General features: G+C 59.4%; 18 protein-coding genes. 9 read left to right on the top strand and 9 right to left on the bottom strand.

All coding sequences use genetic code 11. The annotated features are described in order from the left end of the window. Positions 1 to 212: 212 nt before the first annotated feature. From cysK to dut, 3 genes are all read right to left on the bottom strand, one after another. Entirely contained in the window at positions 213 to 1181 is a 969-nt protein-coding gene (cysK, locus tag ACQZ5G_RS08580) for a cysteine synthase A (protein ID WP_003520103.1), read from the bottom strand. A 141-nt stretch (positions 1182 to 1322) separates the two neighbouring features. After that, the gene (locus tag ACQZ5G_RS08575; protein WP_448737203.1) at positions 1323 to 1940 is read right to left on the bottom strand and encodes a LysE family translocator; all 618 of its coding nucleotides are present in this window, start codon (positions 1938 to 1940) and stop codon (positions 1323 to 1325) included. Positions 1941 to 2027: 87 nt separating this feature from the next. Further along, complete coding sequence (dut, locus tag ACQZ5G_RS08570; protein ID WP_262534680.1) at positions 2028 to 2498, bottom strand: dUTP diphosphatase; 471 nt, start codon at positions 2496 to 2498, stop codon at positions 2028 to 2030. 90 nt (positions 2499 to 2588) lie between these two features. On the opposite strand from dut, the gene ACQZ5G_RS08565 reads away from it, so the two are divergent. The 3 genes from ACQZ5G_RS08565 (at position 2589) to ACQZ5G_RS08555 (ending at position 5819) form a co-directional block, all read left to right on the top strand. Next, complete coding sequence (locus ACQZ5G_RS08565; RefSeq protein WP_003520100.1) at positions 2589 to 4172, top strand: peptide chain release factor 3; 1584 nt, start codon at positions 2589 to 2591, stop codon at positions 4170 to 4172. A 70-nt stretch (positions 4173 to 4242) separates the two neighbouring features. After that, complete coding sequence (gene coaBC / locus ACQZ5G_RS08560) at positions 4243 to 5448, top strand: bifunctional phosphopantothenoylcysteine decarboxylase/phosphopantothenate--cysteine ligase CoaBC (RefSeq protein ID WP_448737204.1); 1206 nt, start codon at positions 4243 to 4245, stop codon at positions 5446 to 5448. Then, positions 5445 to 5819, top strand: coding sequence for an MmcQ/YjbR family DNA-binding protein (locus tag ACQZ5G_RS08555; RefSeq protein ID WP_078051349.1), 375 nt, complete (start codon positions 5445 to 5447; stop codon positions 5817 to 5819). The genes coaBC and ACQZ5G_RS08555 overlap by 4 nt, the downstream gene beginning before the upstream one ends. 9 nt (positions 5820 to 5828) lie before the next feature. On the opposite strand, the gene olsE is transcribed toward ACQZ5G_RS08555, so the two are convergent. From olsE to ubiE, 3 genes are all read right to left on the bottom strand, one after another. Then, positions 5829 to 6743 (bottom strand): ornithine lipid hydroxylase OlsE, encoded by a 915-nt coding sequence (olsE, locus tag ACQZ5G_RS08550; protein ID WP_448737205.1) that lies wholly within the window; start codon positions 6741 to 6743, stop codon positions 5829 to 5831. A gap of 165 nt (positions 6744 to 6908) precedes the next feature. Then, on the bottom strand, positions 6909 to 8483 hold the full coding sequence (gene ubiB, locus ACQZ5G_RS08545; RefSeq protein WP_448737206.1) for a 2-polyprenylphenol 6-hydroxylase: 1575 nt from the start codon (positions 8481 to 8483) through the stop codon (positions 6909 to 6911). 36 nt (positions 8484 to 8519) lie between these two features. Then, positions 8520 to 9296 carry a bifunctional demethylmenaquinone methyltransferase/2-methoxy-6-polyprenyl-1,4-benzoquinol methylase UbiE gene (gene ubiE / locus ACQZ5G_RS08540; protein ID WP_448737207.1) on the bottom strand — a complete coding sequence of 259 codons (777 nt, stop codon included), beginning with the start codon at positions 9294 to 9296 and terminating at the stop codon, positions 8520 to 8522. A 143-nt stretch (positions 9297 to 9439) separates the two neighbouring features. On the opposite strand from ubiE, the gene mutM reads away from it, so the two are divergent. The 4 genes from mutM to dnaA all read left to right on the top strand — a co-directional run bounded on the left by mutM (position 9440) and on the right by dnaA (position 13933). Continuing rightward, on the top strand, positions 9440 to 10336 hold the full coding sequence (mutM, locus tag ACQZ5G_RS08535; protein ID WP_142780078.1) for a bifunctional DNA-formamidopyrimidine glycosylase/DNA-(apurinic or apyrimidinic site) lyase: 897 nt from the start codon (positions 9440 to 9442) through the stop codon (positions 10334 to 10336). 31 nt (positions 10337 to 10367) lie between these two features. Next, positions 10368 to 11141 carry an enoyl-CoA hydratase gene (locus tag ACQZ5G_RS08530; protein ID WP_448737208.1) on the top strand — a complete coding sequence of 258 codons (774 nt, stop codon included), beginning with the start codon at positions 10368 to 10370 and terminating at the stop codon, positions 11139 to 11141. Between the two features lie 195 nt (positions 11142 to 11336). After that, on the top strand, positions 11337 to 11603 hold the full coding sequence (rpsT, locus tag ACQZ5G_RS08525; protein WP_003493474.1) for a 30S ribosomal protein S20: 267 nt from the start codon (positions 11337 to 11339) through the stop codon (positions 11601 to 11603). A gap of 869 nt (positions 11604 to 12472) precedes the next feature. Beyond that, a complete protein-coding gene (dnaA, locus tag ACQZ5G_RS08520; RefSeq protein ID WP_448737209.1) occupies positions 12473 to 13933 on the top strand; it encodes a chromosomal replication initiator protein DnaA in 1461 nt (486 codons plus the stop codon). Positions 13934 to 14004: 71 nt separating this feature from the next. Here dnaA and hemW read toward each other — a convergent pair whose 3' ends face one another. From hemW to rph, 3 genes are read right to left on the bottom strand one after another with little or no spacing between them, the layout of a single operon-like run. After that, the gene (hemW, locus tag ACQZ5G_RS08515) at positions 14005 to 15204 is read right to left on the bottom strand and encodes a radical SAM family heme chaperone HemW (protein WP_059759503.1); all 1200 of its coding nucleotides are present in this window, start codon (positions 15202 to 15204) and stop codon (positions 14005 to 14007) included. Between the two features lie 5 nt (positions 15205 to 15209). After that, the gene (rdgB, locus tag ACQZ5G_RS08510; RefSeq protein ID WP_003520089.1) at positions 15210 to 15854 is read right to left on the bottom strand and encodes an RdgB/HAM1 family non-canonical purine NTP pyrophosphatase; all 645 of its coding nucleotides are present in this window, start codon (positions 15852 to 15854) and stop codon (positions 15210 to 15212) included. A 17-nt stretch (positions 15855 to 15871) separates the two neighbouring features. Further along, on the bottom strand, positions 15872 to 16588 hold the full coding sequence (gene rph / locus ACQZ5G_RS08505) for a ribonuclease PH (protein WP_003520088.1): 717 nt from the start codon (positions 16586 to 16588) through the stop codon (positions 15872 to 15874). A gap of 135 nt (positions 16589 to 16723) precedes the next feature. Here rph and hrcA point away from each other — a divergent pair, with 135 nt between their 5' ends. Both hrcA and grpE read left to right on the top strand, forming a co-directional pair. After that, positions 16724 to 17815: a heat-inducible transcriptional repressor HrcA gene (gene hrcA, locus ACQZ5G_RS08500; RefSeq protein ID WP_003520087.1), complete on the top strand. Its 1092-nt coding sequence runs from the start codon at positions 16724 to 16726 to the stop codon at positions 17813 to 17815. A 112-nt stretch (positions 17816 to 17927) separates the two neighbouring features. Further along, positions 17928 to 18563 carry a nucleotide exchange factor GrpE gene (gene grpE, locus ACQZ5G_RS08495; RefSeq protein WP_003520086.1) on the top strand — a complete coding sequence of 212 codons (636 nt, stop codon included), beginning with the start codon at positions 17928 to 17930 and terminating at the stop codon, positions 18561 to 18563. Positions 18564 to 18571: the final 8 nt, after the last annotated feature.

Below are 18571 nucleotides of genomic sequence, written 5' to 3'. Positions count from 1 at the left end.
TTGCAGTAAAAGAACGAAGCGGTTTTTTATCAGGAAAGTGTGTAAAAACAAGGAAGTAGAGCACGTCTAACGATTCCGTTTAAACCGGATATGCTCCAGAAGGTCGCCTTTTGTGCCTTCCCTGAAAAAACACTGTGCCGCCAGCGGAGCCGGCGGCACATAAGAATATTCGCTAATCTCGCGCGCGATCGTACCGCGCTTGAAAGCTTGGCTTAAAGCCCAAGGCCTTCGAAAAGCGCCGTCGAAAGGTAACGTTCCGCGAAGGAAGGAATGATGACGACGATGTTCTTGCCGGCATTTTCTTCCCGCGCGCCGACCTTGATTGCCGCCGCCAGCGCCGCACCCGAGGAGATGCCGACCGGCACGCCTTCCAGCCTTGCCGCCAGACGTGCGGTTTCGAAAGCCTCGTCATTGGTCACGGTGACGATCTCATCATAAATGCCGGTATCGAGGATGGCGGGTGCAAAACCGGCGCCGATGCCCTGAATCTTGTGCGGACCGGGGTTGCCGCCGGAAAGAACCGGGCTGTCGGCAGGTTCGACCGCAATGACCTTCACCTCAGGCTTGCGGGATTTCAGCACTTGACCCGTGCCGGTGATGGTGCCGCCGGTGCCGATACCCGAGACGAGAATATCGACCGTGCCTTCGGTGTCGTTCCAGATTTCCTCAGCCGTCGTCTTGCGGTGAATATCGGGATTGGCGGGGTTTTCGAACTGCTGCGGAATGATGGCGTCAGGCAGGGTCTCGGCCAGTTCCTGCGCCTTGGCAATGGCGCCCTTCATGCCCTTGGGGCCTTCGGTCAACACCAGTTCGGCGCCGAGCAGGGCCAGCATTTTCCGGCGTTCAACCGACATGGTTTCAGGCATGGTCAGGATCAGCTTGTAGCCCTTCGCAGCGGCAGCGAAGGCAAGCGCGATGCCCGTGTTGCCGGAGGTCGGCTCCACCAGCGTGGTTTTGCCGGGGGTGATCTTGCCCTGCGCTTCCAGAGCTTCGATCATGGCGACGCCGATGCGGTCCTTCACGGAAGCGATGGGATTGAAAAATTCGAGTTTGGCGAGAAGGTTGGCCTTCACGCCCTTCTCCTTCGCCAGCTTGTCGAGCCGCACGATCGGCGTGTCGCCGATTGTTTCCGTAATCGAGGAATAGACGCGTCCGCGTCCGGGCTTTCTGGCTTCGGGCATGATGCTCTCCTGTGTAAAGACCGCAAGATTTGAGCGGCAGAATAGGAGCAATAGCTTTCGCAAGCTAGCGAACGTTCGTCCTAATATCCCCAAAATGCAGGAATAATTTCACGATAAATCGCATAAATGCACGAATTTGTTTTATGTGCTGCGGATCGCGATCATGGTGGCGGTTCCGGCCAGAATACCCGCCGCCGTGCGGTTGAGGATCGTCAAGGCGCTCGGCCTTTTCAGGAGGTTACGCGCCTTGGCCGCAAGCAGGATGTAAGGCAGGAGAACCGCCATCAGCACGACGAAGGTGATGACGAGAAGGGTCGCATATTCCGAGGGGCCGATCATGCGGATATCGATCAGCGTCGGCACCAGCGCCACATAAAACAGCATGGTTTTCGGGTTGCCGAGCGTGATCAGCAGTCCGGACAGGAAGGACATGGGCATGCTGGTGCTTTTCTTGGCCTTCAGCTCCTGCGGCAGCAGGCCGGCGGTCCAAAGCTTCCAGGCAATATAAAGGAGATAGGCCGCGCCCGCGAATTTCAGAACCATGAAGGCTTCCTGAAAGGTCTGCGCGACGAAGGCCAGGCCCAGGATCACAGCGGTCAGGTAAATCATGTCGCCCAGCACCAGCCCAAGACCCATGAAGAAGGTTTCGCGAAAGCCCGAACCCAGCGCCCGCGCCACGATCGCCGTCATGCCGGGGCCGGGAATGGCGGCGGCGATGAAGAGGGCGGTGGCATAGGCGAAAAGTGTCGTCAGCGTCATGATCGTGTTTCCCGGAAAATCCGCCAAATCCATAGCGAAATTGCCGGGTAAAGACAATCGGTCCGCGCTTCTGTCCCAGCGCTGTCGCTAAACCCCGGTGGAGCCGAAACCGCCGGCGCCGCGCGCCGTCTGCGAGGTCTCCGTCACCTCGCTCACAACAACCTGGGTTACCGGCGCAATCACCATCTGCGCAATGCGCATACCGCGCTCGATGACGAAAACGTCCTGACCCAGATTGGCGAGGATGACTTTCACCTCGCCGCGATAATCGCTGTCCACCGTGCCGGGAGAGTTGAGGCAGGTGATGCCGTTCTTGATGGCGAGGCCGGAGCGGGGGCGGATTTGCGCCTCATAACCCTGCGGAACCTCGAAGATGAAACCGGTCGGGACCAGCGCGCGTTCGCCGGGTTGCAGGCTCATCGGTTCACCGGCAGGTACGGCAGCGCGCAGGTCCATGCCGGCGGCGCCACGGGTCTCATAGGACGGCAATTCGAGGTCAGCGCCATTGGCGAGGCGGACGAGCCGGAGAGGGGGGCGATTGTCGTTTTGAAGGGTCATGCGGCATTAGTTTGCCGAGATCGCGGCAAGGTCAATTGCAAATGCGGGCCTGAAACGCTAGATAGCCCGCAATTCCACAGGATTTGTCAGATGGCCGAAACACTTGCCGAGGCGGTCTCCCGCCGCCGCACCTTTGCTATTATTGCGCACCCGGACGCGGGTAAGACCACGCTTACCGAGAAACTGCTGCTGTTCGGCGGAGCGATCCAGCTTGCCGGTGAGGTGAAGGCGAAGAAGGACCGCATCCAGACCCGTTCGGACTGGATGAAGATCGAGCGCGAGCGCGGCATTTCGGTCGTCACTTCGGTCATGACCTTCGAATATAACGACCGTGTCTTCAACATTCTCGATACGCCCGGCCACGAGGACTTTGCCGACGACACCTACCGCACGCTGACGGCGGTGGATGCGGCGATCATGGTCATCGACGCCGCCAAGGGTATCGAGCCGCGCACGCTGAAGCTCTTCGAAGTCTGCCGCATGCGCGATATTCCGATCATCACCTTCATCAACAAGATGGACCGTGAAAGCCGCGACCCCTTCGAGATTCTGGATGAGGTGGAAGAGAAGCTCGCGCTCGATACCGCGCCCATCACCTGGCCGGTCGGTCGGGCAAAGACCTTCTGCGGCGCCTATAATCTCGCCGACAGCACCTTCCGTGGCGTCGATACGCAGGTGGAAGCCATGCCGGTCAACGGTCCGCAGGCGGTTGCCGATCGTCTGCCGGAAAACGAGCGCCATCTTTTTGTCGAAGAAACGGAACTGGCGCTGGAAGCCTGCCGTCCTTTTGATCGTCAGGCGTTTCTCGAAGGTCATATGACACCGGTGTTCTTCGGTTCGGCGCTGCGCAATTTCGGTGTGCGTGACCTCATCAATGCGCTTGGCGATTTCGCACCGCCGCCGCGCGATCAGGTGGCCGATACCCGCACCGTCCATGCAGCTGAAGAGAAAATGACGGCCTTTGTCTTCAAGATTCAGGCCAATATGGACCCGAACCATCGTGACCGCATCGCTTTTGCCCGCATCTGCTCCGGCAAGCTGGAGCGCGGCATGAAGGCGCGGCTTGCTCGCACCGGCAAACAGATGGGCCTCACTGCGCCGCAGTTCTTCTTCGCCTCGCAGCGCCAGCTTGCCGATACGGCCTTTGCGGGCGACGTGGTCGGCATCCCGAACCATGGTACGCTCCGCATCGGCGATACGCTGACCGAGGGTGAAAACCTGGTTTTCCAGGGCGTGCCGAATTTCTCGCCGGAAATTCTCCGCCGCGTGCGTCTGGAAGACGCCATGAAGGCGAAGAAGCTGAAGGAAGCCCTTCAGCAGATGGCGGAAGAAGGCGTCGTGCAGCTCTTTTCGCCGGAAGACGGCTCGCCGGCCATCGTCGGCGTCGTCGGCGCGCTGCAGCTCGACGTGTTGAAGGAGCGCCTGATGGGCGAATACGGCCTGCCGGTCTCCTTCGAAATGTCGCGCTTTTCCGTCTGCCGCTGGATTTCTTCCGATCAGCCGGCGGAAATGGACAAGTTCCTCAACGTCAAGCGGGGCGATATCGCCCGCGATCTGGATGGCGATCCGGTGTTTCTGGCGCAGGACGCCTTCTCGCTCCGCTATGAGTCCGAGCGTTTTCCGGCGATCAAGATGGTCGCGATCAAGGAATATCACGTCGCCAAGGCGGCGTGATATCAGCCGGATTGCACTTTGTATGCCAAGGGCTTAGTTTCCCGGTGAAACGGGAAACTGGTCCGGCATCATGACGCTTTCAGGCAAACATATTCTCCTCATCATCTCCGGCGGCATCGCGGCCTATAAGAGCCTCGATCTCATCCGCCGCCTGAAAGAACGGGGCGCCAAGGTGACGCCTGTGATGACGAAGGGTGCGCAGGAATTCGTCACACCGCTTGCGGTCGGCGCGCTGTCCGCCACCCATGTCTTCACCGAGCTCTTTTCCCGGCAGGATGAACAGGATGTCGGCCATATCAGGCTGGCGCGTGACTGCGACCTCGTGCTGGTGGCGCCCACTACCGCCGATCTGATGGCGAAGATGGCGCATGGCCAGGCAGACGATCTTGCTTCCACCATTCTTCTCGCGACGGATCGCAAGGTGCTGGTGGCACCGGCGATGAACCCGAAAATGTGGGCGGCAAAGCCCACGCTGCGGAATGTCGAAACGCTGAAAAAAGACGGCGTGTTTTTCATCGGACCCATGGCCGGTGAGATGGCAGAGAAGGGTGAGGCTGGTTTTGGCCGCATGGCCGAGCCATTGCAGGTCGTCGAAGCCGTCGCCGCACTGCTGGATGAGGGGCCAAAGCCACTGAAGGGCAGAACGGCCATCGTGACCTCCGGTCCCACGCATGAACCGATTGACCCGGTGCGCTACATCGCCAACCGCTCCTCGGGCAAGCAGGGCCATGCCATTGCGGCGGCTCTGGCGGAACTGGGGGCAGAGGTCACGCTGGTTTCCGGCCCGGTTACCATCGCCGATCCTGCCGGGGTCACGACGATCCATGTCGAGCGCGCCGAGGAGATGCGCGATGCGGTGATATCGAGACTGCCGGCGGATATCGCCGTCATGGTCGCCGCCGTCGCCGACTGGCGGATGACGGGCTCGTCGGAGCAGAAGATCAAGAAGCAGCCGGGCGATGCGCCGCCGGCGCTGCAACTGACGGAAAATCCCGATATTCTCAAAACCGTCGGCCATCATGAAAAGCGCCCGAGGATTGTGGTGGGCTTCGCCGCCGAAACGCAGGATGTCGAGAAGAACGGCCGGGCGAAGCTGGAGCGCAAAGGGGCGGATTATATCGTCGCGAATGATGTTTCGGCGGAAACCGGCATCATGGGCGGAGACCGCAACAGCGTGAAGATTATTTCCGCAGATGGCGTCGACGTTTGGCCGGATCTCGACAAGGCCGACGTTGCAAAACGTCTGGCGGCCCTGATCGCGGAGAAACTCGCATGAGCCTGTTCGATCGCAAGACTTTCGACAGGGTGCTCGGCAAATGGCCGGGCGTGCGTTTCGTCGACCAATGGGATTCGCACGTTGCCAAGGTGGGCGACAAGGTCTTTGCCGTGCTTGGCGAGCGGGAGGACTGGCGGCTGGTCGTGAAATGCTCGGAAGAGAGCTTCGAAATATTGACCTCGCTGGAAGGCATAGGGCAGGCGCCCTATTTCGCCAAACGCAAATGGATATCGATTGGCGATCATTCCCCGCTCGAACAGGAAGAACTGGAGCATTATGTGCGCCGCTCCTATGAGCTTGTCGCAGCCGGTCTGACCAAAAAACTGCGGGGCGAACTCGGTATCGTGATAGATACTGCGCGTGCCCTGTAGTTTTTGGGTTCAGTCGAGATTGGTGTCCTTGCCGATGATCTGGCGGACGCCTTCCTTGGTGAAGGGCTGCAGAAGCTGCGGCAGGAATCCTTTCGCAATCTTGCCCTTGATACCGATATCGGTGGAAGAGGGCCTGTCGGGGTTATGGTAGGAGCCGAAGATCAAATCGAAGAAGACGAGATTCTCGCCGTAATTGGTGTTTCCTTCCGGAAGCTGTTTTGAATGGTGCCAGCGGTGCAGGCGCGGGGTGCTGAACACGTAATCGAGCGGCCCCGTTTTCATATCGACGTTGCAATGGGTCAAAATACCGATGAATGCGGTAACGGCACCGAGCCACCAGAAAACCTGTAGCGGCGCCCCCATGAAATAGAGCGGAATCTGGCTGAGCGCGATCTTGAACAGGGAATCGGCCACATGGAACCGTCCCGTATTGACGACCCAAAGCCGCACGACGCTGTGATGCAGCGCATGGAAACGCCAGAAGAATACGGTTTCATGCGCAATACGGTGGGACCAGTAGAGGCCGAATTCGGCAATCGTCACCGCAAGGGCGACCTGAACGATCATCGGCAGATGAGACGGCCAGAGGTCGAACCGCATGGCGGCGAGCGGCTGCAGCACATTGGCGGTCACCATCGGGAAGATTGCCGCTGCGGCGGCTGCGAGCTGGACCAGCCCTTTCGTCAAAAGCGTGTGGCCGATGCTGTTCACGGTCTCGCCATCACCCTCAAGCCATTGGATTTCGTAGGGAATATAACGTTCGAGAAGAAACAGGCTCAAAACCGCGCCCGCATAAACGGTCAAAAAGGCCGCGATGGGATGGCTGCTCGTGAAAGCGAAATAGGACCCTACCAGGCCGCCGACGAACACCAGCGGCCAGGAAGAATAGGAAAGGGCCTCTTTCAGTACTTGCGCTTTTGCCATCAAAATCAAATCCCGTCCGGCATCATCCGTCTATACCGCCGGCGCAATTCCGCGCAGGCATCAAAGCAGCCCTTACCCCGCATCGATCACCTGTCTCCATTAGAGATCAGGCCCTTATCGCTCCAATGCATTACACAAACATGGCACTCACCGGTGCCGAGATGCTCAGCTTATCCTGATGGCGATGTAAAGAAGCGTCAGCGCTATCCCCCAGAGTGCCGCCCGTCCCCATTTGGTGTGGCGCGCTTCCGCCTTGCCGATAGCTTCCGCCGTCTGCGCGTCGAAACGCAGACCGTTCTCGCTCATATACATCAACTCGGAATGCAGCTTCTCCGTCTTGGCGGCGATCTCCGGCGCTGCCTCGGCAAGCTTGAGGGCCGCCTTCACGCCGTCCTTCAGATCGGTGACGATGCGTTTCGGACCGAGATTGTCCCTGATCCAGCCGCCGACGACCGGGTCTGCCGCCTTCCACATGTTGAAGCGCGGATTGAGCATGCGCGACACGCCTTCCACCACCACCATGGTCTTTTGCAGCATCACCAGTTCCGGCCGCGTTTCCATGTCGAAAAGCTCGGTCACTTCGAACAGCAGCGTCAAAAGCTTGCCCATGGAGATCGTTTCGGCCGGCTGGCCGTGGATCGGCTCGCCAATGGCGCGGATCGCCTGGGCGAAGCTTGCTATATCGTGATGGCCCGGCACGTAACCGGCTTCGAAATGCACTTCCGCCACCCGCATGTAATCGCGGGTAATGAAGCCGTAGAGAATTTCGGCAAGGAAGCGGCGTTCCTTTTTGCCGAGACGTCCGGCAATACCCATGTCGACGGCGACGATCTCGCCCTCAGCATCGACGAAGAGATTGCCGGGATGCATGTCGGCATGGAAAAAACCATCGCGCAACGTGTGCCGCAGGAAGGACTGGATCAGCGTGTCGGCGAGTTTGTTCAGGTCGTGGCCGGCGGCCTTCAACCCTTCGATATCCGACATCTTGACGCCGTCGATCCATTCCATGGTGACGACATCGCGCCCGGTGCGTTCCCAGTCGACCTCGGGAACTCGGAATCCGGGATCGTCCTTGGTGTTTTCCGCAAGTTCGGAAAGGGCGGCGGCCTCGAGCCGCAGATCCATCTCGATCTTGGTGGTCTGCTCCAGCGTGCGTGTCACCTCGACAGGGCGCAGGCGACGCGCGGAACGAACGAAACGCTGCTGCAGATCGGCGATCAGATACATCGCTTCGAGGTCGTTCTGGAAACGCTGGCGCACGCCGGGGCGGATGACCTTGACGGCCACCTTGCGCGGCCCCTTCGGCGTATCCACCATTGCCGGGTGAACCTGGGCAATGGAGGCGGCGGCAATAGGATCGCCGAATTCCCTGTAGAGATCGGACACCGAACGGCCGAGCGAGCCTTCGATATTCGCTTTCGCCGCAGCCGCCGGGAAAAAGGCCATGCGGTCCTGAAGGCTCGCGAGATCGTCGGCGAAGTCGGCGCCCACCACATCCGGCCGGGTCGCCAGAAACTGGCCCATCTTGACATAGGAAGGCCCAAGCCGCTCCACAGCCACCGCCAGACGGTCGCTGCGCTGCGCCCTTTTCGCCTTGCTGCGGGCGAACGGTTTCAGCAGCGCTTTCAACAATTGGGCGGGAGCAGGCAGGTCATCGGAAGGCAGGGCCAGCACGACGCCTTCGCGCACGAGAACCCAGCCAACCCTTGCGAGGCGGAAATATGCGCCCAAAGTACTCATGCTTATGCTTGTCTCCTGCGTCTGCCGGCCATGGTCTTAAAGCTTCCAGCCGGAATGCAGGGCGGCGATGCCGCCGGTGTAATTGGTATAGCTGACGCGGGAGAAGCCGGCGGTGCGGATCATCGTCGCGAAATCCTCCTGATTGGGGAATTTGCGGATCGATTCGACCAGATATTGATAGGGCTCGGCGTCACCCGTGATCATCTTGCCGAATTGCGGGATGGCGTTGAACGACCAGGCGTCATAAACGCGGTCAAGCAACGGCATTTCTACCTCGGAGAATTCCAGCACCAGCAGCCGCCCGCCGCGCTTCAGCACGCGATGGGCCTCCTTCAGCGCGACGTCGATGCGCGGCACGTTGCGGATGCCGAAGGCGACCGTATACGCGTCGAAACTGTTTGCCTCGAAAGGCAGTTCCTCGGCATTGGCCTCCACGAAGGTCAGATTGTCGGAAAGCTTCTTTTTTGCCGCGCGTTCTTCGCCGACGGCCAGCATCGAGCCGTTGATGTCGAGAACGGTGGCATGCGCCAGACGGTTGGAGGCTTCGATGATGCGGAAGGCGATATCGCCAGTGCCGCCGGCAACGTCCAGAACCTTGTAGGACGCGTCCTTGCGCGGCGAAAGCGAAGACACCATGGCGTCTTTCCACAGTCGGTGCAGGCCGGCCGACATCACGTCATTCATGATGTCGTAGCGTTTGGCCACCTTGTGGAAGACTTCGTTGACCAGCCCCTGCTTTTTGCCTTCGTCCACCTTGTGGAAGCCATAGGACGTTTCCATGCCGCCTTGGGCAGTGGTACGGGCGTCGGTCATCGTCTGTCTCCATCTTTATTGCGTGGCGGACCATAGCGGAAACGCCATGGCAACGCTATCTGTTGCCGCATCGCCTGGGCGCGACATTTCGCGTGCACTGTATAGACCACATGGTCCTAACGATAAACTGTCGGATAAGCCAGATGCCAGAATTGCCAGAAGTCGAAACCGTCAGACGCGGCCTTGCGCCCGCCATGGAAGGCGCAAGGGTCCGCAGGCTCCATCTCGGCCGCCCCGATTTGCGCTTTCCATTCCCGCAGGATTTCGCAGCGCTTATCGAAGGCAAGACGATCCTGTCGCTCGGGCGCAGGGCGAAATATCTTCTGATCGAACTGGAGGATGGGCTGACCATCGTTTCCCACCTCGGCATGTCCGGCTCGTTCCGTATCGAGGCGGAAGCGGGCGAGGCCGGCGATGCCCCCGGCGTGTTTCACCATGCCCGTTCCAAAGACGGCAAGCATGACCATGTCGTCTTTCATCTGGATAAAGGGGAAGAGCGCGTCTGCGTCATCTATAATGATCCGCGCCGCTTCGGCTTCATGCATCTGGTGGAGCGCAACAAGCTCGACCTTTACCCTGCCTTTGCCGAGCTAGGCCCGGAGCCGACAGGCAATGCGCTGAGCGCGGATTATCTGGCGAGCCGGTTTGAAGGTAAAAGCCAGCCCCTGAAAAGCACGCTGCTGGACCAGAAGGTCATTGCCGGTCTCGGCAATATCTATGTCTGCGAGGCGCTGTGGCGCGCGCATCTTTCGCCTTTGCGGGCGGCGGGAACGCTGGTGACGAAAGGTGGCAAGCCCAAGGCGCAGCTCGTCGATCTGACGGAGAAAATCCGCGACGTGATCGCGGATGCGATCGCCGCCGGCGGCTCCTCATTGCGAGACCATATACAGACGGACGGAACGCTCGGTTATTTCCAGCACTCCTTTTCGGTCTACGATCAGGAAGGCCAGCCTTGCCGGACACCCGGCTGCGGGGGTACGGTTGAAAGGGTGGTGCAGGCCGGTCGTTCGACTTTTTATTGCGCCGCCTGCCAGAAGTAACGGAGCCGGAGTGCCGGAAGGGGAGATTGCCGTGGACTATGAAACGATACTGGTCGAGAAACGCGATGAGGTGGGTGTCATCACCCTCAATCGCCCCAAGGCGCTCAACGCTCTCAATTCGGTGCTTCTGAAAGAGCTGCGGCATATTCTGTCTTCGTTTTCCGCCGATGATTCCATCGGTGCGATCATTATCACCGGTTCGGAAAAGGCATTTGCGGCAGGCGCCGATATCAAGGAAATGCAGGGGCTGGATTTCGTCGATGCCTATGTCGGCGATTTTCTCGGCGGCTGGGACGAGGTTGCGGCCACCCGCAAGCCGGTCATCGCCGCCGTATCCGGCTTTGCGCTCGGCGGCGGCTGCGAACTGGCGATGATGTGCGATTTCATCATCGCTTCGGACACGGCAAAATTCGGCCAGCCGGAAATCACCCTCGGCGTCATCCCTGGCATGGGCGGCTCGCAGCGGCTGACACGGGCAGTCGGCAAGGCGAAGGCCATGGATCTGGTTCTGACCGGGCGCATGATGGATTCGGCGGAGGCTGAGCGGGCCGGTCTCGTGTCGCGTGTCGTGCCGGCTGCAAATCTCATGGACGAGGCGGTGGAGGCGGCAACCCGCATCGCTTCCCTGTCGCGTGCTTCCGTTCTCATGGCCAAGGAAAGCGTCAATCGCTCATTCGAGGTGCCGCTTGCGGAAGGATTGAGATATGAAAGACGATCCTTCCAGTCGCTCTTTGCGACAGCGGATCAGAAGGAGGGCATGGCCGCCTTCGTGGAAAAGCGCAAACCCGCTTTCCGGAATCGCTAAGGATTCGGAATATCGGCGCTTTTAAGCGTTTTGCGCGTTGACGGGCGTAAGCTTTAGCGGTATATGCCCGCCCACGGTTAAGGAAAGCCATCCGGCTTGTCCGAAATTACTCCCGCATTCTTGGGTTACGTGAGGTCTTCGAACGACCCGATCCTATGGTTGCGGAATTTGGTTTGAATTCGAAGAGAGGCATACATGGCCAATACAACTTCGGCGAAAAAGGCGACCCGCAAGATCGCTCGCCGTACCGCAGTCAACAAGGCTCGCCGTTCGCGCGTTCGCGGCTTCATCCGCAAGGTCGAGGAAGCCATCGCTTCCGGTGATCTCGCAGTCGCTACCGAAGCTCTGAAGGCAGCCCAGCCCGAGATCCAGCGCGCCGCCACCCGGGGCGTTCTGCACGGCAACACCGCATCCCGCAAGGTGTCGCGTCTCGCACAGCGCGTTAAGGCTCTTTCCGCCTAATCCGGCTAATCACAAATAATTATTCAAAAAGCCTGGTCTTTTGACCGGGCTTTTTGTGATTCTAACTGCCCGTTAACCATTGCTGCCGTAACGTGACAAACGCATGTCAGATGGACGACAGGAAATTTGCAATAAAAACAATGGCTTGCTGGAGGTCTCTGGAAAACTCGGGGGCTTTCTCTACGGAAGTCGCGGCTAGTTTTGAGTCAAGAAGATTTTTATTTTTTTGCCAAAATCAGCTCTCAAAAATCGCCAAAATTGAATCTCATTGATTCATAAGCGATTCTGCTTCGCACCTTGTCGGTGATGCAAAACGGCCTTTGCGAGTCAATGGCCGATCTGAGTTTTTGCAGAAAAAACGCCATTGATCTCTCCCCACGATCCTGCCTAAATGCATTTCAACAAGGGGTGCGGATCTCAGTCCACAGATTATCTCGATGATCGTATCGACGATATTCACCTTCTTGCTGGCGGGTCTTTCGGGGTCCGTTTTTTCAGGTCATGGAGCTTTTTGTGCCGTTTCGGTCTCCGGAACGGGCGGGAGTTTTTTGTCCTCAAGAATGCGCCTTAAGGTTGTGACGAAAGGAGCGTTTTAGCGTGTCGCAGGCCTCTCCATGATGGGGAGGGAAATGGGATAACCGGCTCGCAAACGAGTAGTCGCCTTTGACGTTCTTTCGAGGGGAACGCTGGAGGCAAAAATATACGAGGGGGATCTCTGGCGATCGATCTTTGATCGTCAGGCTATGATTGGCAATTTGAAAGGCGGCAATATGCAATTGAATTTGGCGATGGGTGCGGTGGCTGATGGGGACCGCGCACCAAAGACGCGTGATGCAGCTTGCTCAGATGCGGCAGGGGACAAATCGGCAATGACGCACGATGCGCTGTTTGAACGTTTTAGCGCGCGGCTCAAGGCACAGGTTGGTCCGGAGGTCTATGCAAGCTGGTTTGCACGGCTCAAACTCCATTCCGTTTCGAAAAGCGTCGTCCGTTTCACCGTTCCGACGACTTTTCTGAAGTCCTGGATCAACAACCGTTACATGGATCTGATCACGAACCTCGTCCAAAGCGAGGATGCGGATGTGCTGAAGGTGGAGATTCTGGTCCGCTCGGCCAGCCGCCCGGTCCGTCCGGCTCAGACCGAGGAAAGGGCGCAGCCCGTTCCGGAAGTCGGCGCGGTTCAGCGTAACAAGTCCTTCATTCCGTCGCAGCCCGCGACGCCTGCCGCACAGCCAGCGGCTTCGCAGGCGACCCTGCGTCAGGGCGGTTCCGGGCCGTTGTTCGGTTCGCCGCTCGACACACGTTTCACCTTCGATACCTTTGTCGAAGGCTCGTCCAACCGCGTCGCGCTCGCGGCGGCAAAGACGATCGCCGAAGCCGGTGCCGGCGCCGTGCGCTTCAACCCGCTGTTCATCCATGCGGGTGTCGGCCTCGGCAAGACGCATCTTCTGCAGGCAATCGCCAATGCCGCCATCGACAGCCCGCGCAATCCGCGCGTGGTCTATCTGACGGCCGAATATTTCATGTGGCGTTTCGCCACTGCGATCCGCGACAATGACGCGCTGACGCTGAAGGACACGCTGCGCAATATCGACCTGCTCGTCATCGATGACATGCAGTTCCTGCAGGGTAAGATGATCCAGCACGAATTCTGCCATCTGCTGAACATGCTGCTCGACAGCGCCAAGCAGGTCGTGGTCGCTGCTGACCGTGCGCCATGGGAGCTGGAATCGCTCGATCCGCGTGTCCGTTCCCGCCTTCAGGGCGGCATGGCCATCGAGATCGAAGGTCCCGACTACGACATGCGCTATGAAATGCTCAACCGCCGCCTCGGCTCGGCACGTCAGGACGATCCGTCCTTCGAGATTTCGGATGAAATCCTGACCCATGTGGCCAAGAGCGTGACGGCAAGCGGACGCGAACTGGAAGGCGCCTTCAACCAGCTGATGTTCCGTCGCTCCTTCGAGCCGAACCTCTCGGTTGATCGTGTCGATGAGCTGCTGTCGCATCTCGTCGGGACGGGTGAGGCCAAGCGTGTACGCATCGAGGATATTCAGCGCATCGTCGCCAAGCACTATAATGTGTCGCGACAGGAGCTGGTGTCCAACCGCCGCACCCGCGTCATCGTCAAGCCACGCCAGATCGCCATGTATCTGGCCAAGATGCTGACGCCGCGGTCTTTCCCCGAGATCGGTCGCCGTTTCGGCGGTCGCGATCACACCACGGTTCTGCATGCCGTGCGCAAGATCGAGGAACTGATTTCCGGCGACACCAAGCTCGGCCATGAGGTTGAGCTGTTGAAACGCCTGATCAACGAAAACAACGCATGAAAAAAGCGGCCTTCGGGCCGCTTTTTTATTGTCGTCTTGTTTATTGGGCTAAAGCCGGGTGGAGGCTGGCGTCAGCAGGCGAGATCGGCCACCACCGCGTCCAGAATGAGCATGCCGGACGGCGTGCAGCGCAGGCGGGAATTGCCGAGCCTTTCCACGAAACCGTGCTGGAGGAGGAATTCCTCCTTTTCCGGATCGAGATCGCGGCCGGAAAGGTCGCTCCAGCGGGCGAGATCGATGCCTTCGCGCAGGCGAAGGCCCATCAGCAGCAATTCATCGGCCTGCTCATCGACGCCAAGCAGCTCCTGATCGACCATACCGTGGCCTTCCCGCTCAACGGTTTCGAGCCAGTTTTCCGGGTGGCGCTCGGTGGCGGTTGCGAGCTTGGAAGCGCCTCTCGTCAGGCGTCCATGCGCGCCGGGGCCGATGCCGGCATAATCGCCATAACGCCAGTAGGTCAGGTTGTGGCGGCTTTCAGCACCCGGCCGGGCATGGTTGGAAACCTCATAGGCCGGCATGCCGTAACGCTCGGTGATTTCCTGCGTCGCCTCATAAAGCACGGCCGAATGTTCGCCATCCGGGACGATCAGCTTGCCGGCCTTGTGCAGCCCGTAGAAGGGCGTGCCTTCCTCGATGGTCAGCTGATAGAGCGACAGATGGTCGACCGCGTAGGAGACAGCCTCTTTCAGCTCAGCGTCCCATTCGGCCACCGTCTGGTTCGGTCGGGCATAGATGAGATCGAAGGACATGCGCGGAAAAATCTCCCGCGCCAGCCGGATGGCCTTCAAGGCATCGGCAACATCATGCAGGCGGCCAAGGAACTTCAGGTCGCGGTCGTTCAGCGCCTGCACGCCGAGCGAGACACGGTTGACGCCCGCCGCGCGGTAACCGCGAAAACGCTCCGCCTCGACGCTGGAAGGATTGGCTTCCATGGTGATCTCGATACCATCCGGCACATGCCAGAAGCGCGAGACGCCATCGAGAAGTGCCGCGACCGTCTGCGGGTCCATCAGCGATGGCGTGCCGCCGCCCATGAAAATGCTGGTTACGACGCGCGGGCCGCTCAGCGTCCGCATATGTTCCATTTCACGGAGAAAGGCCGCCGTAAACCGTTCCTGATCCACCGGCCGGTGACGGACATGGCTATTGAAATCGCAATAGGGACATTTGGCCGCACAGAAGGGCCAATGCAGATAGATCCCGAAACCGGGATCGCCCGTATCCGGCAGAAGCGACGCGCCGGGGGCAGAAAGTTGATGCTCCCCGACCATCGGGTTCATGCCTCCAGGCAGGTTTCTACGAATTTTTTAAACGCCCGGGCACGGTGCGAAAGCGCGAAGGCGTCGCCATGTTTCCAGCCGTGTTTTTCATCCGCGCTCATCTCGCCGAATGTGGTGTCGTATCCTTCCGGTTTGAAGACCGGATCGTAACCGAAACCGCTCGTACCGCGGGGCGGCCACACCACCGTGCCTTCCACCTCGCCGCGGAAATATTCGAGATGCCCGTCCGGCCACGCCAGGCACAGCACGCTGACGAAGCGGCCGGTGCGGTCTTCCGGCTTCGATGCGCCTCGCTCGGCCAGCGCATCCTCGACCTTCTGCATCGCCATGGCGAAGTCGCGGGTGCCATCGGCCGTTTCCGCCCAATTGGCGGTATAGACACCCGGCGCACCATCCAGTGCATCGATGACCAGACCGGAATCGTCGGACAAAGCCGGAAGACCCGATGCCTTAGCGGAGGCAAGCGCCTTGATGGCAGCATTTTCCTCGAAGGTCGTACCCGTCTCATCCGGCTCTTCGAAGTTCAGTTCCGCCGCCGATTTGGCGGAGAAGCCGAAAGGCCCGATCAGATCGGCGATTTCGGCGATCTTGCCCTTGTTGTGGCTGGCGACGACGATCGTTCTGGTATCGAGCTTGCGCATGGTGCTTTCCTGTCGGCTCAGGCGATTGCCCGTTTCTGAAGGGCAACCAGTTCGCTGCAACCGGCCTTGGCAAGACCGAGCAGCGTCAGGAATTCTTCCTCGGAGAAGGGCGCGCCTTCCGCCGTGCCCTGAACCTCGACGATGCCGCCGGAGCCGGTGATGACGAAATTAGCGTCGGTCTCGGCGGAGGAATCCTCGAGGTAATCGAGATCGATCACCGGCTGGTTGGCGAAGATGCCGCAGGAGATCGCGGCGATATGGTCCTTTAGAACCTTCTCGACCTTGATCATGTTACGGGTTTCCATCCATTTCAGGCAATCATGCAGGGCAATCCATGCGCCGGTGATGGAGGCGGTGCGGGTGCCGCCATCGGCCTGAATGACATCGCAGTCGATGCTGATCTGGCGCTCGCCAAGTGCCTGCAGATCAACGACCGCGCGCAACGAACGGCCGATGAGGCGCTGGATTTCCTGTGTGCGTCCGCCCTGCTTGCCGGAGGCAGCCTCGCGCTTCATGCGTTCATGGGTGGAACGCGGTAGCATGCCGTATTCGGCGGTGACCCAGCCCTTGCCGCTGTTGCGCAGCCACGGTGGGGTCTTTTCTTCAAGGCTGGCGGTAACGAGCACATGCGTGTCGCCGAATTTCACGAGACAGGAACCTTCGGCATGTTTCGAGAAATTGCGCTCGAAGGAAACCTTGCGCATCTGGTCGGTTTTTCTGCCTGAAGGCCGCATATGATCCACTCTCCATGTTGGTCCCTGCCTTCTAAGGCGAGGTCCGGGCTTTTGCAAAGCCAATTTCCATTTTGCCGCGGCGTTGCAACGCATTATATTGATGCGAGCTGGTTTGAACGACAAAGAACGGACGAAATGGGTTTTTCCGCACCGCTATCAAAAGATCAGGCATCGCTGCTGGATGAACGGTCTCGGGAAATTTTCCGGCGCATCGTCGAAGGTTATCTCGATACGGGTGAGCCGCTCGGATCGCGCAGCCTGTCGCGGCTGTTGCCGATGTCGCTTTCACCTGCCTCCGTCCGCAATGTCATGAGCGATCTCGAAGAGCTCGGCCTCATCTATTCGCCGCATATCAGCGCCGGTCGCCTGCCGACCCAGACGGGGCTGCGTTTCTTTGTTGACGCTTTTATGCAGGTGGGTGATCTGCCCGCCGAGGAAAGGGCGACTATCGACCGTCAGATCGGGCCGGTCGCCGGCCACGAACAGTCGCTGGAAGGGCTTTTGACGGAGGCGAGCCGCATGCTGTCCGGCATGTCGCGCGGCGCGGGCCTCGTATTGACGGCGAAGAACGACGTCATCCTCAAGCATGTCGAATTCATAAGGCTGGAGCCCACCAAGGCGCTCGCCGTGCTGGTGGGCGACCACAATCAGGTCGAAAACCGCATCATCGAATTGCCGGCCGGCATCTCCTCGTCGCAATTGACCGAAGCGGCGAATTTCATCAATGCCCATCTCTCCGGTCAGACGCTGCATGAGTTGCGCGGTCAGTTCCAGACGCAGCGGACGGAACTGCAATCGGAACTCGGCATATTGGCGCAGGACCTTGTGGAGCGCGGTCTGGCGGTATGGGCGGGAGACAATGAGGAGGGCAAGCTTGGCCGTCTCATCGTTCGCGGTCGCTCCAACCTGCTTGAAGGTCTCGCCGGTGAGGAAGACATCGATCGGGTGCGCCTGCTGTTCGACGACCTGGAGCGCAAGGAAAATCTCATCGAAATCCTCAATCTCGCCGAAAGCGGCTCGGGGGTCAGGATTTTCATCGGCTCGGAAAACAAGTTGTTTTCGCTGTCCGGTTCGTCGCTGATCGTCGCGCCCTATCGTGACGAGGATAATCGTGTCGTGGGTGCGGTCGGTGTCATTGGCCCGACCCGGCTGAATTACGCCCGTATCGTGCCGATGGTGGACTATACGGCGCAGATCATGGCCCGCCTTTCCCGCAAGCAGAGATAGGACAGACCGGCAAGGTCAGGGAATGCGGCAAGCTTTTCGCCGCAAGCCTTGATTTTTGCCCGTCAAAGCTCGATATCGGGCGCAACCAACATATTCAAATCTGGAGAACGTCATGACCGACGATACAAAAAAGCCCGGACCTGACGCGGACGTCGCGGAAGAGTTTGTCGATCTTGCTCAGGCAGGTGAAGAACAGGCCGAAACGGCAGAGCCCGATCCGGTGGAGTTACTAAAGGCTGAGAACGCCGATCTGCGCGATAAATTTCTGCGCCTTGCCGCCGAGATGGACAATCTTCGCCGCCGCACCGAGCGTGATGTCAAGGACGCCAAGGCCTATTCGCTGGCTGCCTTTGCACGCGACATGCTTGCCGTTTCGGATAATCTTCGCCGCGCGCTGGAAGCAATTCCGGATGAACTCAAGACCAATGGCGAAGCCGGTCTCAATGGCCTGATCGAAGGGGTCGAGATGACGGAACGTTCGATGCTGTCGACGCTGGAACGCCACGGTGTCAAGAAGATCGATGCCGAGGGCCAGAAGTTCGACCCGAATTTTCATCAGGCCATGTTCGAAATCCCGAACACGACGGTTCCCAACAATACCGTGCTCCAGGTGGTTCAGGCCGGTTTCACCATTGGCGACCGCGTCCTGCGCCCGGCGATGGTCGGCGTCGCCAAAGGCGGCCCGAAGGCGGAAGTTGCCGCATCGGCCGAGCCGGGCACCTCGTCTCTCAATGAAAAAGACGCGTAAGGCATCTA

The sequence above is a fragment of the Agrobacterium sp. 22-214-1 genome (genome assembly GCF_053522465.1).
Note: the sequence above shows the minus strand (reverse complement) of the source record. Positions and strands in the feature narration are given on the sequence as shown.

Excerpts from the sequence above, each read along its gene's own strand:
- cysK (WP_003520103.1), bottom strand. The coding sequence starts at position 1,181 with ATGCCCGAAGCCAGAAAGCCCGGACGCGGACGCGTCTATTCCTCGATT.
- ACQZ5G_RS08575 (WP_448737203.1), bottom strand. The coding sequence starts at position 1,940 with ATGACGCTGACGACACTTTTCGCCTATGCCACCGCCCTCTTCATCGCC.
- dut (WP_262534680.1), bottom strand. The coding sequence starts at position 2,498 with ATGACCCTTCAAAACGACAATCGCCCCCCTCTCCGGCTCGTCCGCCTC.
- ACQZ5G_RS08565 (WP_003520100.1), top strand. The coding sequence starts at position 2,589 with ATGGCCGAAACACTTGCCGAGGCGGTCTCCCGCCGCCGCACCTTTGCT.
- coaBC (WP_448737204.1), top strand. The coding sequence starts at position 4,243 with ATGACGCTTTCAGGCAAACATATTCTCCTCATCATCTCCGGCGGCATC.
- ACQZ5G_RS08555 (WP_078051349.1), top strand. The coding sequence starts at position 5,445 with ATGAGCCTGTTCGATCGCAAGACTTTCGACAGGGTGCTCGGCAAATGG.
- olsE (WP_448737205.1), bottom strand. The coding sequence starts at position 6,743 with ATGGCAAAAGCGCAAGTACTGAAAGAGGCCCTTTCCTATTCTTCCTGG.
- ubiB (WP_448737206.1), bottom strand. The coding sequence starts at position 8,483 with ATGAGTACTTTGGGCGCATATTTCCGCCTCGCAAGGGTTGGCTGGGTT.
- ubiE (WP_448737207.1), bottom strand. The coding sequence starts at position 9,296 with ATGACCGACGCCCGTACCACTGCCCAAGGCGGCATGGAAACGTCCTAT.
- mutM (WP_142780078.1), top strand. The coding sequence starts at position 9,440 with ATGCCAGAATTGCCAGAAGTCGAAACCGTCAGACGCGGCCTTGCGCCC.
- rpsT (WP_003493474.1), top strand. The coding sequence starts at position 11,337 with ATGGCCAATACAACTTCGGCGAAAAAGGCGACCCGCAAGATCGCTCGC.
- dnaA (WP_448737209.1), top strand. The coding sequence starts at position 12,473 with ATGACGCACGATGCGCTGTTTGAACGTTTTAGCGCGCGGCTCAAGGCA.
- hemW (WP_059759503.1), bottom strand. The coding sequence starts at position 15,204 with ATGGTCGGGGAGCATCAACTTTCTGCCCCCGGCGCGTCGCTTCTGCCG.
- rdgB (WP_003520089.1), bottom strand. The coding sequence starts at position 15,854 with ATGCGCAAGCTCGATACCAGAACGATCGTCGTCGCCAGCCACAACAAG.
- rph (WP_003520088.1), bottom strand. The coding sequence starts at position 16,588 with ATGCGGCCTTCAGGCAGAAAAACCGACCAGATGCGCAAGGTTTCCTTC.
- hrcA (WP_003520087.1), top strand. The coding sequence starts at position 16,724 with ATGGGTTTTTCCGCACCGCTATCAAAAGATCAGGCATCGCTGCTGGAT.
- grpE (WP_003520086.1), top strand. The coding sequence starts at position 17,928 with ATGACCGACGATACAAAAAAGCCCGGACCTGACGCGGACGTCGCGGAA.